The 12462-nt window shown below is 67.8% G+C and carries 16 protein-coding genes and 1 pseudogene; 11 read left to right on the top strand and 6 right to left on the bottom strand.

The genetic code is table 11. The annotated features are described in order from the left end of the window. Nucleotides 1-380: 380 nt before the first annotated feature. Nucleotides 381-683, top strand: a complete 303-nt coding sequence (locus tag Q9G87_RS33570) for a hypothetical protein (protein ID WP_305920558.1) — start codon at nt 381-383, stop codon at nt 681-683. Between the two features lie 183 nt (nt 684-866). Then, nucleotides 867-1301, top strand: coding sequence for a DUF6196 family protein (locus tag Q9G87_RS33565; protein WP_305920557.1), 435 nt, complete (start codon nt 867-869; stop codon nt 1299-1301). Nucleotides 1302-1367: 66 nt separating this feature from the next. On the opposite strand, the gene Q9G87_RS33560 is transcribed toward Q9G87_RS33565, so the two are convergent. The 4 genes and pseudogenes from Q9G87_RS33560 to Q9G87_RS60855 all read right to left on the bottom strand — a co-directional run. Further along, the gene (locus tag Q9G87_RS33560) at nt 1368-3197 is read right to left on the bottom strand and encodes an APC family permease (RefSeq protein ID WP_305920556.1); all 1830 of its coding nucleotides are present in this window, start codon (nt 3195-3197) and stop codon (nt 1368-1370) included. A 407-nt stretch (nt 3198-3604) separates the two neighbouring features. Continuing rightward, entirely contained in the window at nt 3605-3910 is a 306-nt protein-coding gene (locus tag Q9G87_RS33555; protein ID WP_305920555.1) for a hypothetical protein, read from the bottom strand. Then, nucleotides 3894-4163, bottom strand: a complete 270-nt coding sequence (locus tag Q9G87_RS33550) for an RNA polymerase sigma factor (RefSeq protein WP_305920554.1) — start codon at nt 4161-4163, stop codon at nt 3894-3896. The genes Q9G87_RS33555 and Q9G87_RS33550 overlap by 17 nt, the downstream gene beginning before the upstream one ends. A 103-nt stretch (nt 4164-4266) precedes the next feature. Then, nucleotides 4267-4353 (bottom strand): annotated as a pseudogene (locus Q9G87_RS60855) (sigma factor); the annotation flags it as partial. Nucleotides 4354-4683: 330 nt separating this feature from the next. Between Q9G87_RS60855 and Q9G87_RS33545 the strand changes: the two are divergent. Next, entirely contained in the window at nt 4684-4968 is a 285-nt protein-coding gene (locus tag Q9G87_RS33545; protein WP_305920553.1) for a hypothetical protein, read from the top strand. Beyond that, on the top strand, nt 4947-5105 hold the full coding sequence (locus Q9G87_RS33540) for a hypothetical protein (protein WP_305920552.1): 159 nt from the start codon (nt 4947-4949) through the stop codon (nt 5103-5105). Before Q9G87_RS33545 ends, Q9G87_RS33540 begins: the two co-directional genes overlap by 22 nt. A 36-nt stretch (nt 5106-5141) precedes the next feature. Here the strand turns inward: Q9G87_RS33540 and Q9G87_RS33535 are convergent, their stop codons facing one another. Then, nucleotides 5142-5828: a winged helix-turn-helix transcriptional regulator gene (locus Q9G87_RS33535; RefSeq protein WP_305920551.1), complete on the bottom strand. Its 687-nt coding sequence runs from the start codon at nt 5826-5828 to the stop codon at nt 5142-5144. 79 nt (nt 5829-5907) lie between these two features. Here Q9G87_RS33535 and Q9G87_RS33530 point away from each other — a divergent pair, with 79 nt between their 5' ends. Next, on the top strand, nt 5908-6390 hold the full coding sequence (locus Q9G87_RS33530; protein WP_305920550.1) for a DUF6632 domain-containing protein: 483 nt from the start codon (nt 5908-5910) through the stop codon (nt 6388-6390). Nucleotides 6391-6502: 112 nt separating this feature from the next. Here Q9G87_RS33530 and Q9G87_RS33525 read toward each other — a convergent pair whose 3' ends face one another. Further along, nucleotides 6503-7012, bottom strand: a complete 510-nt coding sequence (locus Q9G87_RS33525) for a transposase family protein (protein ID WP_371825864.1) — start codon at nt 7010-7012, stop codon at nt 6503-6505. 194 nt (nt 7013-7206) lie between these two features. On the opposite strand from Q9G87_RS33525, the gene Q9G87_RS33520 reads away from it, so the two are divergent. The 6 genes from Q9G87_RS33520 to Q9G87_RS33495 all read left to right on the top strand — a co-directional run bounded on the left by Q9G87_RS33520 (nt 7207) and on the right by Q9G87_RS33495 (nt 12458). Further along, a complete protein-coding gene (locus Q9G87_RS33520) occupies nt 7207-8010 on the top strand; it encodes a PrsW family glutamic-type intramembrane protease (protein WP_305920548.1) in 804 nt (267 codons plus the stop codon). A gap of 2 nt (nt 8011-8012) precedes the next feature. Further along, nucleotides 8013-8912, top strand: coding sequence for an NAD(P)-dependent oxidoreductase (locus Q9G87_RS33515; protein WP_305920547.1), 900 nt, complete (start codon nt 8013-8015; stop codon nt 8910-8912). A gap of 31 nt (nt 8913-8943) precedes the next feature. Further along, nucleotides 8944-9714 (top strand): MFS transporter, encoded by a 771-nt coding sequence (locus Q9G87_RS33510; protein ID WP_305920546.1) that lies wholly within the window; start codon nt 8944-8946, stop codon nt 9712-9714. Nucleotides 9715-9824: 110 nt separating this feature from the next. Then, complete coding sequence (locus tag Q9G87_RS33505) at nt 9825-10670, top strand: hypothetical protein (protein WP_305920545.1); 846 nt, start codon at nt 9825-9827, stop codon at nt 10668-10670. Between the two features lie 78 nt (nt 10671-10748). After that, complete coding sequence (locus tag Q9G87_RS33500) at nt 10749-11060, top strand: hypothetical protein (protein WP_305920544.1); 312 nt, start codon at nt 10749-10751, stop codon at nt 11058-11060. A 414-nt stretch (nt 11061-11474) separates the two neighbouring features. Beyond that, on the top strand, nt 11475-12458 hold the full coding sequence (locus Q9G87_RS33495; protein WP_305920543.1) for an ornithine cyclodeaminase family protein: 984 nt from the start codon (nt 11475-11477) through the stop codon (nt 12456-12458). Nucleotides 12459-12462 lie beyond the last annotated feature (4 nt).

The following is a 12462-nucleotide window of genomic DNA, read 5'->3' as shown; positions in this document are numbered from 1 at the left end:
GCCAGCGGATACGTTGGGGAAGACGATGACAGGACCGACCCCGAGCGGGATCCAGGAGGCGAGGAACGAACGGCCGCGCATGCCCGCGGCCGACGACGACGTCCTGCTGCGCGAAGTCCTGGCCAGTCTTCTCCAGTGCTCCGACTTCGAAGAGGTGGGGCAAGCGAGCGACGGACCAGAGCCGCTGGCCTTGGTCCGGGCGTACGTCCCTGGCTTGATCATCGACAACATCCGGATGCCCCTACCCACACCGCCGAAGGGTTGGAGGGCCGCCCGAGTGATCCGCGGGGACTTCCCCGTAGCTCGGGATCCTTCTCCTCTCAGCATATGTCGAGATGGACTTCCCCCAGATCGTCGCCCTGCGAAAGGAGCCTCTGTCCATGAGCCAGTGGAGTGTGAGCGGCGCGGAGAACGAGCGCCGCCAATGCGCCTCGTTCTGCAAGTGGGCGGTCCGCCACGACCTCCTGCAGGCCAGCCCGATGGACGGGATCGAGGTCTGGCGCCAGTCCGGACTCGGCACGTCCACCGGCATCGACGCCCTCAACCAGAAAATCACTCACCTGGAGCAACAGACCATCGACCTACGCCTGCAACTCGAAGAACGCGACGAAGACCTCGCCGCCGCCCGCGCCACCAGCCGCGAGCTCATGACCCAGCTCCACCGCGCGGCCCGCCGCCGATGATTGTTGGCCACCATTCGAGATGAGCATGCCGCGTAACTCGCCGTGAAGGCGGCCGGAATCAGCAAGTCGGCGGACGACGTTGTGAAGATCGTCGCCAGGACGGGGAGGCCTTTCCCTGTCCGGGGCGCGACTGCCCAAGATGTCAGAGTGGATCACAGCCACATGAATCGAGGAGACCCATCCATGGTCAGCGTCAGTATGGAGACTGCGAAGCAGACGGAAGCGCGCCTACGACGCGTGATCGCGGCAGCCGGGTTCGTCGTGCACAACGGCGTCTGGTGTTTCGAGGAGTCTCCGGCCGACCGCCCACCAGCCCTTACCGGTGACACACTGGCGGTGGTCCGGGACAACGAGAGCTGGAGCGCCTTGGTCCCGTTCGCCCAGGAGCTCGACGGGGTCGAACAATTCGGAGTCTTCTCCTTTCACTTCCCCGCCGACCTGGACAACAGTGGCTTCGTCGGCTGGCTGGCCACCCGTCTCAAAGGTCAGCTGGGGACCGGCGTCTTCGTCATCTGCGGCAGCAACCGTGCCAGCGGAGGAATCTACGACTACTGGGGCTGCCCCGTCGACCTGGTGGGCGACGCTATCGCAGTCATCAGGGAACTACGTGCCGACTGACCGGACCCTTTGTGCACTCGCACCAGGCCATCGGGAGTGACACCACGCGCCTTCTCGACGGTTTCGTCACCGCTCGTCTTTGGTGGGCGCAGGGGCCGGGGAATCGATGCGAAACCGCATCCGGCAGACCACTGTGTCGGTACGGCGATGCAGCGCGCGGGAGAGGACGGCGCCACGCTGGTTCTGCAGGATCCGCTGCCACAGGCGTTCGGGTTCGAGCTGTGAGATGAGCACGAAGACCTGTGGTTCCGGCACCTGCCTGAGATACTCGATCAACGGCTTGGCGAGCCTGCGATGGACGTCGAAGAGTTGCACGAGCTCGACTACGGGATGCCAGCGCTGCCACACCTCGGCGAACCTCCGTGCCTCGCCCGCATCGTCGGGATGGCCGATGTTCACCGCCACCACGCGATCGCCCAGGGACAGGGCTGCAGTCAGAGCCTGCCTGGTCAGCTGGTTCACCGCGTGCACGGGCACGATGACCACCGAAGGAAGCGGCTCCGGCGGCGCCGGTGTCCTTCCCGTGCCCAGCCTCTCGCCGATGCGGGAGTAGGCCCGGTTGATCCGGTCCATGGCGAGCACAATCAGCGGCAACGTGATTATGATCAGCCAGCCGCCCTCGGTGAACTTGGAGAAGCTGACCACGATCATAGCTATGCCGGTGAGCAGCGCGCCAAGGCCGTTCACCGCAGCCTTGCCCCGCCAGCCAGGCGACCGAGCGGCGTGCCAATGCCGGACCATGCCGACCTGTGAGAGCGTGAACCCGACGAACACTCCGATCGCGAAGAGCGGCACGAGCAGGTTCGTCTCGCCGCGGGCCGCGATCAGCAGCAGGGCCGCGACGACGGCGAGAAAGGTCATGCCGTATCTATAGACCGGCCGCTCGCCGCGCAGCGCGAAGAAGTGCGGCAGGTTGTCGTCCTTGGCGAGCAGGTGCGCCAGCACGGGCAGCCCACCGAAGGAGGTGTTGGCGGCCAGCCCGAGCAGCACCACGGTGCTGAACTGGACCAGGTAGAAGAACGCTCCGTCGCCGAGCGAGACCTGGGCTACCTGGCCGAGCACGGTCACGTCGGGGTGAGGGAAGACGGAGAACTTCTCGATCAGGATCGCTATGCCGATCAGCATGACGCCGAGCAGGGCGCCGAGGGCGACTTCGGCGTGCTGGGCGCGCTTGATCCGTGGCTTGCGGAACGACGGCACGGCATTGGCGATGGCCTCGACCCCGGTGAGCGAAGCGCAGCCGTTGGAGAACGCCCGCAGCAACAGCAGCACGCCCACGGTCTCCACCGGGGGTGGATGGGCGGCGGGCAGCCGTACGGCAGGCTCATCGCGGATCAGGCCGACGACGATCATCAAGAGAACCAGGGCCAGGAAGACCACCGTGGGGCCGATGAAGGCTCGCGCGCTCGCCGTGATGCCGCGCATGTTAACCGCGGTGATCAGGGCCAGCACGATGAGGCAGAGCAACGTCGTATACGGCAGCAACTCCGGCAACGCGGAGGTAAGGGCGGCTACCCCGGCGGATACGGCGACGGCCACGTTGAGCACGTAGTCCACGATCAGGCTCGCGCCCGCCACCAGAGAGGCATGGCGGCCGAGATAGGCCCTGGCCACGCCGTATGCTCCACCACCCTCCGGAAAGGTGGCGATGACCTGCCGGTAGGAGAGGGTCAGCACAGCGAGAAGCAGGGCGATGGCGATCGTGAGCGGAAGCGTGAAGTCGAGCGCCACACCGCCGGCAAGGGCGAGCACGAGCACCATCGCCTCCGGTCCGTAGGCCACCGACGAAATGGCGTCCAGGGAGAGGGCGGCCAGGCCACCGATGACGCCGAGGCGGCGCCGCTCATCGTCACGAGTCTCCTGCTCGGAGGACACGGTCGAAGGGGTGAGGTGCACGGGTCTCGGTCCTTTGGATCAGCGGATAAGTCGGGATCCTCGCCGAGAAACTCGGCCACCTCGACGTCTGAACGGGCTGCACGTCCAAGCTGCAGCCGCCGATGAGCGGCACCCCGCCATTCCACGGGCAGGACGTGGCGTCATTGTGGAGCTTGCCGCGGTGGCATTCCAACACGCTGCCGATAAGACGCCGCAGAGTCTCGGGCACCGGCAGGCGTCGGCCAGGACGAGTCCATCCCGCTCCATGCCGGAGTCGGTGTCCGCCATGATCGCGACTCTACCGTCATCATCACTCATGGTGACGAAGGTCACGCTGTGCGATTCGCAGAAATGCGCCATTCTCGGAGCAAGATCGAGTCGTGCCGGGGGAGCGCGATTGATCTCCGATTCGTTCTAAGGACTTGTTCTCACGCGGAAGTCGGAAGCCGCCTCCCGAGCGACGCGACGGCGATCAGTACCGCCACCGCGGCGGCGAGCAGTAGGTACGGACGGCGTCGCCGCTGCGGCTCCTGGGTCAGCTCTGCGACCGGCCGGATGCGCTCGCGGGTCGACGGCGGCGCCACCTCGCGCAGGGACTCGGCGAGCATCCGCCCCTGTCGTGCGGTGGTGGCCTCGGCCCAGCAGTCGCGGAAGTCCAGCATGTGCCGCTCGAACCACAGGCCGAGTTCACCGGCCAGGTAGGCGGCGGCGTCGCGCTCAGGATCGTGGCGCACCGGACTTCACCTCCACGGCGGCTTGGGCCAGCTTCTTGCGCCCGCGATGGACTCGTGCCAGGACGGTGCCGCGAGGCGCGTCGGTGATGGCCGCGACCTCGGCGGTGGTGAACCCGCACAGATCCATCAAGATCACCGCGATCCGCTGTTCCTCGGGCAGGCGGTGCAGGGACGCCTCGATCATGCAGTGGGTGATCGCCTCGCCTGCCACGTCGGCCGGCCCAGGAGGGTCGAAGCCGGGCGGCAACGGCACCTCCGCGTGGGTGGCGCTGCGGCGCAGCCGGTCGCGTCCCAGGTTGAGGCAGATGGTGGCCAGCCAGGGGGCGGCGTGGCGGGGGGCGGCCGTCGACCCAGGCAGCCCACGCTCGGGCGCAGGTCTCCTGCACCAGGTCTTCGGCGTCGGCTGGCGACGGCGTCAGCCTGCGGGCCAGGTTGAAGACCACATCCGCCGCGCGAGTGTCGTCGCTCACGGAATGTTCCCGTTGGGGCGTGATCCGCTCACGCAATTGACCCGCTGTCCGCTCGCCGTGGACAGTGTGGTCGCTCGTCGTCCACGGCACCGTCCGGGCGAGCGGACAGGGCAAAGCAGCAGCGAGGAGTAGGTGGGCCGCAGCTTGGTCTGCGGACGTGTCGGCTCCGCACTGTGCTTCGGTCGGTCGGCCGTCGTTCACCGTCCCGTGGGTCAATTCCGTGAGCCGAAGGTGGGTCAATCCCGTGAGCGCCCACACGAGCGGCAGGGCGAACCGGGTTCGGCTTTGCAGCGGGGGGCAGGGGTGGCACTCGACGTCATCGCGCTGGCGATGGCGCCAAGGCTGATCGAGACGCAGCCGGCCCCGCTCCTGGCCGCCGCCGACCTTCAGCGTGCCGATGTGCTGACCCTCGGTCAGAAGCCGGGCCCGCTGCTGCCCCGCATCGGCGCCTACGCCTGGCGTGGAACGACCCAGAAGGAGTTGGCGAGATCCCAGCGACCGTCTACAGCTACGCCGCGCGACGGCCGCCACATCTTGGTGATCGCCTCCACCCGCACTTCCCCCGCGTGGCAGGCGCCCGCGATCTGAAGCCCGCACCGAGCTGGCTGGCGGAGATCGAGGCCACGTCCATGCTATGCGCGGACAAGGACCGCACCTCCTGGCTGGCCGTCGCCGCGGACCAGACCACCGCGCTGACCGTGGGACGGGCGCTTGGACTGACGTGAGAGGAGTGGTGGTTCGCGGCACGCCGCGCCACCCTCTCACCCTTGACGCGCTGAAATTTCGGTGACCGGCTCTGGGGGTGGGAAGAGGCGTAGAAAGCGCTCTGCGGTGGCCCGCGGCCCGGTCAGGGTGAGGTCGCCGGTGGTAAGGACGTCGTCGAGGGTGCGGGCGTGGCCGAGCACGGCGGCCAGGGCCCGCGGGCTGGTCTCGATGACCAGGTCCGCCTGTGCCGGGCTGGAGTCGACGCGGGCCAGGTGGAGGCGATCGCGGTCCAACCGCAGCAGGAAATGGTGCTCGCCGAGCCGCAGGCCGACGGTGAGGTCGAGCGCTTCGCCGACGGCAGGCGCGAACAGGGCCTTCAGTGACAGGGCGGCGGAGTCGGCGCTGAGCGGGACGTCGTGCGGCAGCGCGGGAGAGCGGCTGCTCCAGCGGGCGAGGTCGGTGACGATGGGCTCCAGCTCGGCGCCCCAACCGGTCAGTTCGTAGATCCAGGAGCCGGCGGGCGGGGAGAGCTTGCGGCGCTGCACGATGCCGGCCTCCTCGAGCTCGCGCAGGCGCTGGGTCAAGATGTCCGCGCTGATCCCTGGCAGCCCGGCGCGCAGGTCCGTGAAACGTTTGGGTCCGAGGATCAGCTCCCGGACAACCAGAAGTGCCCAGCGCTCTCCCACGAGTTCGAGTGCGTGCGCGATTGCGCATCCGTCGCCGTAACTCCGCTTGCCGGCCATGTTCCCACCCTACCAGCGATAGTCTGTCAATCCATCTTCATGGTTGTTTTTTCCAACTAAAGAGTTGTAGTGTCCGACCATGCAATGGCTACGAGAGAGGCTCGACATGGACGACCACAACCAGGACAGAAGGCCTCGCGCCCTCGCCGCGTTCCTACGCGTTTACGGCGTGATGTCACTCGCGATCTTCGTGCCGCTCTTCATCGGGTTCATCGTGCAGACACCCCTGCTGGCGGAGGCCGGCGGCCCGCTGAACTGGACGATCTGGAACGACATCAGCTCCGGCCACGAGCATGCCCACGTGCCGCCCATGCTGTTCACGATCTACATCGTGTGGAGCGTGTTCCTCCTGGTGGCGGCTCGGAACCCGCTCGCCCACAGGTCGTTCCTGTCCTTCACAATGTGGGCCAATCTTGCCCACGCCCTGCTCATGGTCGCGCAGGCGGCCACGGACCTGGACCGCTACTGGAGCAAGTTCCTGACCGACATCCCCTTCATCCTGATCCTGGCCCTCGGCATCTTCTTCCTCAGGCCCTCCGAGAGGGTGCCAGCCGAGCGATAACCTCGCTTGGGGGTACCCGCCCAGGTGATGCGAGAGATCATCGCGATTCATCATCTGTCACCGAGTGATCGCTGTTGATCAGCACCAGCAGCGCGCGTAGCAGCATGGTGGACTAAGCCGGATTTATGCGGAGCTTGGTGAGGATCCGCCAGTCCTTCAGGTCGGCAAATCCGTGCTCGACCGGGGCACGCTCGCTACTGATCAGCCGGTTGACCTGCTTCTCGGCGGTGGTGAGGGGTTTGGTGCAGGTGGCCTTGCGGCCGGCGATGACGACCGAGCCCTCAAGGTCGTCGTCGAGGCCCACCATGCCGAGATCGGCCAGCGCGCCCAGACCCGCCTCGCACAACTTCTGAACGAGGTTGTTGCGGCGGGCGGTGGTGATCCAGGAGGACCGGCCCGGCCGGGCGGCAGAGATCCACAGCAGGTTCCCGGCGGTGTCGGTGAGGGCCAGGAACAGCAGGCCGTGAGTTTTATGCTTTCCCGAGTAGACCGCCTGCACAGGGCACCACGCTGCGGGCCGAGCTGCCCGCCACCGGCCGGTAGCCGGGACGCCGGCATTCCAGCCAGCAGGTAGTCCAGACGGCCGCTGGCCGGGACGACAGCCATGGCCGGGACCGCGGATGCTGAATCAGAAGCACTGGCTGATGGCCTGCATCGAGTCCTGGAAGGGAGCGCGTGGTGACGTCACTGCCGGCAACGTCTGCTGATCTCGTACCTGGCCCCGGCTGGATCCAGGTCTTTTTCGGCGGATGGGGATTGTGGATCGCGAGCGTGCTGGTCACGTTCACGACCGGCAATGTGAATCTGGTTCCAACCGTGATTCTCATCGGCAGTTTTCTGGTTCCCGTCACGTTCGTCGCTTTCGCGTTCCGGCGCAACGACGCCGTAATCACCGCCCAGCGGGTCTTCGGCGTGTTCCTCTACGGTGGTGCGCTCGGTGTGCTCGGCGCCTCGGTCCTGCACCCGGCACTGTCAGTGCATGTGTCGGGCTGGGCCTGTCCGGTGACCGCGCTGATCGAGGAGGCGGCCAAGCTGGCCGCGCTGTGGCTCATCGCCCGGCACTTGCCCATCTACCGGATGCGGGACGGCATGATGCTCGGCGCGACCATGGGCTTCAGCTTCGCCGCGTTCGAGAGCACCGGATACGCCTTCCACGCGCTGTTCACCTCCAGCGGCCTGCCGCTGCCCAACCTCATCGAGGCACAGGCGTTGCGCGCAGTGCTGGTCCCCGTAGGGCACGGACTGTGGACCGCGGTGCTGGGCGGCGTCCTATTCGCGACGGCGTCGCGCACGTCGAGCGGGCGACCCCGACTGCGCCTTCCGGTCGTCGGCTACTTCATCGTGGTGGCCGTGCTGCAGACCCTGTGGGACGCCTCGCAGGCCATCGCCGGATGGCTGACGTCAATGCTCACCGACACGACCGCCCAGTGGATGATCACGAGCGAGGGGGAGCTGCCCCGCTTGAAACCGACGCAGGTACCCGTGTTCACCGTGCTGAGCTGGGGGCTCCTGGTGCAGAACGTGCTGATCGGACTGACCCTGCTGCTGCACTGGCTACCGGTCGGCCGGACGCCGGCCACACCAACGGCCGTGAGGGCGGCCGTCGAAGAAAGGACATGACCATGACAGCACCCACGCTCGGCTTCGTCGGCCTCGGCCACATGGGCGGCGCGATGGCCGGCCGGTTGGTCGCCCGTGGACACCGTGTGCATGGGACGAGCCGGACGCGCGCGCACGCCGACGCGCTCGTGTCCGCAGGCCTGCGCTGGCACGATACGCCACGTCAGGTCGCCGAGGAGGCGGATGTCCTCTTCAGCTCCATCCCGGACGACGCCGTCCTGAACGCGATCGCCAACGGGCCGGACGGCGTCCTGTCCGGCCTCGCCCCATGCGCGACCTGGGTCGAGACGAGCACCGTGAGCCCGCAAACCAGCCGTTACCTCGCCGTACACGTGCGCGCACGCGGCGCGACCATGCTTGACACGCCTGTATCGGGAAGCGTCCCGCAGGCGCAAGCCGGAACACTGACGATCATGGCCGGTGGCGACGACAACGCCTACAGCCGAGTGGAACCAATCCTGCGAGAACTCGGCACGCCTACCCACGTCGGCCCCAATGGGCAGGGGCTGACGCTCAAGCTCGCCATCAACATCAGCCTCGCCGTCCAGATGATCGCCTTCGCCGAAGGCCTCCTCCTCGCCGACCGCTCAGGCGTCAACCGCGAACTCGCCCTTCAACTGATGACCGACAGCGCGATCGGCTCCCCCATGCTCAAAGCACGGGCGCCACTCGTACTCCACCTCCCCGACGAGGCGCGGTTCGATCTACGCCTCATGCGTAAAGACCTCGAGCTCGCGCTGGACGCGGCGCGGAAGCTGGACATCCCGCTGCCCACCGCCGACCGCGCCGATGAGGTCCTCCTCGCCGCACGCACGCTCGGCTTCGAACAGCGCGACCTGGCCGCCGTCTTCCAGGTCCTCGACCACATGACCCCCAGACCGCCGACACCTCAGGCGGCGTAAAGGACCGGCGGCTCCCCACACGGAGACATAAATGAAAGGCCTCCCTGAAGGAGGACGTGCGCCCGCCTCGCACGAAGAAGAGCGGGCCTCGCCGGACCCAAAACGCTGGCGGGCCTTGATAGTGACGCAGCTCGCCATGTTCATGATCCTTCTCGATGTCAGCATCGTGAACGTCGCCCTGCCCTCCATCGAGCGCGAGTTCGCCGTCCCGGCGGCGACGGCGCAATGGGTGGTCTCCGGCTACGCGCTGACCCTGGGTCTGACGCTGGTACCGGCAGGGCGGCTCGGCGACGCCTTCGGCCGGCGGCGCATGCTCCTGGTGGGCCTGGCCGCGTTCGTGCTGACCAGCGCCGTGACCGGTGCCGCGCCGAGCGCCGAAGCGCTGATCGCCGCCCGGCTGCTCCAAGGCGTCGCCGGCGGCCTGCTCATCCCGCAGAACTCAGGGCTCATCCAGGAACACTTCGCAGGCGCGGAACGAGGCCGCGCCTTCGGAATCCTCGGCTCGACGATCGGCCTGGCCACCGCCGCCGGTCCTGTGGTAGGCGGGCTGATCTTGTCCTCAGCCCAGGGCCAGGACGCCTGGCGCTGGGTGTTCTACGTCAACGTGCCGATCGGGCTGATCACTCTCCCCTTGGCCATGAGGCTCGTACGGTCCTCGACCGGACAGGGGCACCGCGACACCCACCTCGACGTCATCGGCTCGCTTCTGCTGGGCGCGGGCTCGAAGTCGTCCCCTGACCGAGGACAAATCCGCCCGCCAGGACGAACGAACGGACGCCACACCATGCACAACAGCACGTAGAAGTTCCGCAGAACCGCCCTTCGATGTGTCAGGACGCGGCGGTCACCTGCGGTCGCCGGGGCCGCGGTCGACCGGGTGCCCAGCCCGCGCATCGAGACAGGAGTGACCTCGTGACCGGAGCGGCGCTGGCGCCGGCGGCGCCAGCGGCCGCGAGCGTCGACGGCGAGTTCGGGCATGTGCTGAACGGCGTCGCACTCGAAGGGACGGCCGCACAGCTGGCCAAGGCTTTGGAGCCGGTATTCCTGGCCGAGGCGGGCTGGGATCCAGTGAGCCGGGTGTTGTCCCTGCCAGCGGAGCATCCGCTGCTCGGCCGCAGGTTGTGCCGGGTGGACGGCTGCACCGCCACCGCCCACGGCACCAAGATCGGCGGCCAATGCTATCGATGCTTCACCAGGTTGATGCGGGAGGGACGGAGCCGGGAGGAGATCGTCACCGCGGCGGAGTTGCCGCCGCTACTGGCCAGTCCGGCTGATTGCTTGATGCCCGGCTGTCAGCGGATGTCACCAGGCGGACGACAGGGCCAGCGGACCGGGCTGTGTCAGGCGCATTCGCGGCGGTTCCGCCGGAGTGCGGGCATGACGATGGAGACATTCCTGGCCGATCCGTGGGTGCGACCGTTGGCTCCGCTCTGGCCGTGCCAGGTGGCGGCCTGCAGCCGCCGGTCGGAGAGCGAGCACGGCTACCGTCCCACCCACTATGTCCGGTGGCGCACCACCGTGACCGCCGCTCCCGACACCGACCAGCGGCACTGGCAGCTGACCTGTCCCGCAGTCTCCGAGGGTGGTCAGGTCAGCCTGCGTGGGCTGGCGCCGCTGGTGGTGGTGCAGGTGCTTGCCGGCATCCAGCACCACGTCCGTGGACACGGAGCGAAGATCACGGATGTGAATCTGCAACGCGCCACGCTGTACGAGCATGGCACCTCCCCTTCATCAACGTCATGGATGAGCAGGAGATAACCACGTCACAACCGCAGATCACAGGGCTTCCGGTGACCTTGCTGAACATCAAGGACGCCCTCTGGGCAGCTCAAGATAATGGCCGAGACCGAACGCGAAAACGCGCGCGAGGCCGCCCTGGAAGGCCTCGATGCCGCTGCCCGCAAGGGCAAGCACGGCGGTGGCCCGCCCGTCATCACCGACGACATGCTGCACACCGTGCTGCGCCGCCGCGCCGCTGGCGAATCCGTCGAGCAGATCCGCTCCGACCTGATCATCCCCACTGGCAAGCGCAAGGGCCGCAACCTTCCGGTCTCCTGTCGTACGCTGAAACGCCAACAACCTTTACGCACTGTGAAGGTCGATCCCCAACGCCAAGGTGAAGGAGAGACGCGGTGGGCGCGACGATGACCGTCGGGCAGGCCGCGAAAGCGGCCGGGCTCACCCACCGGGCCTTGTGGCTGTACGCAGAACGCGGGCTCCTGCCCTGCGCCCTGCCCCCCGCGCACCGCGACCGGCAACCGCCTGTACGGCCAGGACGATGTCGACACCCTGATCTTCATCCGCCGTACCCGCGGCCTCGCCCTGCCCCTGCACGACATCGGCGCCATAACCTGGCCCGCCGGCTGACGCCGTCGCCGGCCGACGCCGAAGACCTAGGACGAGTGAGTCCTCAGCTAAGTCGTTAGGGGTGCGGGGACGACGAAGAGTGTTGAGGATCGATGCGTGACGAACGACCTCAACACCCTTCTCCGCGCTTTGCGTAGAGATCAACGATGAGACTCGGATTGGGCTGATCCGCATTGAGCTGAAAGCATCATCCGCATGACCCGGATCCTCGCGCACCATGACTTGATCGCCCTACTCGACCCGGACGCCTGCATCGAGGCTTTGCGCGACGGTTTCACCCAAAGCGACGCTGCGGCCGTCCCGGGCCAGCGCATCCGCACCGACCTGCCGTTCCCGGGCACCGCCACCGCGCTGATCCCGGGGCTGCTGCCCAAAATTGACGCCTACACGGTGAAGGTCAACGCCAAGTTCCCCGGAGCCCGGCCCGCTCTGCGCGGGGTCATCTGCCTGCACAGCGGCCAGGACGGCGAGCTGCTCGCGCTGCTCGATTCGGCGACCATCACCGCTTGGCGCACCGGCCTGGCCGCGGCGCTCGGCACCTTCGTCCTGGCCCCCGATCCCGGGGAGAAGACCGTCCTCGGCGTCATCGGCGCGGGCGCCCAGGCCGAGCTGATGGTCCTCGGCCTGCGACGGCTTCGTCGCGTGGACGGGCTGGTCGTGCACGACCTCGACCCGGCCCACGCAGCTTCTTTCGCCACCCGCCACCGGGGCCACAGCGTCGGCTCGGCCACCGAGGTCGCTGCGCACGCCGACATCGTCTTGCTGGCCACGTGGTCGCGCGCCCCGCTGCTCCACCTCGCCGACACCCGGCCCGGACAGCACCTCACTAGCCTGGGCGTCGATGAGCCCGGTAAGCGGGAACTAGCTGGCGACGTGCTGGAGGCCGCCCTGCTCGCCGTTGACGACCGGCCGCTCGCCGCCGCCATGGGTGTGCTCGCCGCGAGCGGACTGCCACCGGAGGCGGCTCACGCCACCCTCGGCGAGATCCTGCGCGGCGAGCACCCCGGCCGCACCGACCCCAGCCAGCGCACCGTCTACGCCCCCGTAGGGCTCCCGTGGCAGGACCTTGCCCTGGCCTGGATCGCCTATCAAGAAGCCGAGCGTCGCGGTCTCGGTCTTGAGGTCGACCTCCACGGCTCCCCATCCAGGTCAGTGTCGCCCGGGAAAAGTCAATGGTAGGCCC

The organism is Nonomuraea turcica, assembly GCF_030718205.1.
GTDB lineage: Bacteria > Actinomycetota > Actinomycetes > Streptosporangiales > Streptosporangiaceae > Nonomuraea.
Note: the sequence above shows the minus strand (reverse complement) of the source record. Positions and strands in the feature narration are given on the sequence as shown.

Excerpts from the sequence above, each read along its gene's own strand:
- Q9G87_RS33570 (WP_305920558.1), top strand. The coding sequence starts at position 381 with ATGAGCCAGTGGAGTGTGAGCGGCGCGGAGAACGAGCGCCGCCAATGC.
- Q9G87_RS33565 (WP_305920557.1), top strand. The coding sequence starts at position 867 with ATGGTCAGCGTCAGTATGGAGACTGCGAAGCAGACGGAAGCGCGCCTA.
- Q9G87_RS33535 (WP_305920551.1), bottom strand. The coding sequence starts at position 5,828 with ATGGCCGGCAAGCGGAGTTACGGCGACGGATGCGCAATCGCGCACGCA.
- Q9G87_RS33530 (WP_305920550.1), top strand. The coding sequence starts at position 5,908 with ATGCAATGGCTACGAGAGAGGCTCGACATGGACGACCACAACCAGGAC.
- Q9G87_RS33515 (WP_305920547.1), top strand. The coding sequence starts at position 8,013 with ATGACAGCACCCACGCTCGGCTTCGTCGGCCTCGGCCACATGGGCGGC.
- Q9G87_RS33510 (WP_305920546.1), top strand. The coding sequence starts at position 8,944 with ATGAAAGGCCTCCCTGAAGGAGGACGTGCGCCCGCCTCGCACGAAGAA.
- Q9G87_RS33500 (WP_305920544.1), top strand. The coding sequence starts at position 10,749 with ATGGCCGAGACCGAACGCGAAAACGCGCGCGAGGCCGCCCTGGAAGGC.
- Q9G87_RS33495 (WP_305920543.1), top strand. The coding sequence starts at position 11,475 with ATGACCCGGATCCTCGCGCACCATGACTTGATCGCCCTACTCGACCCG.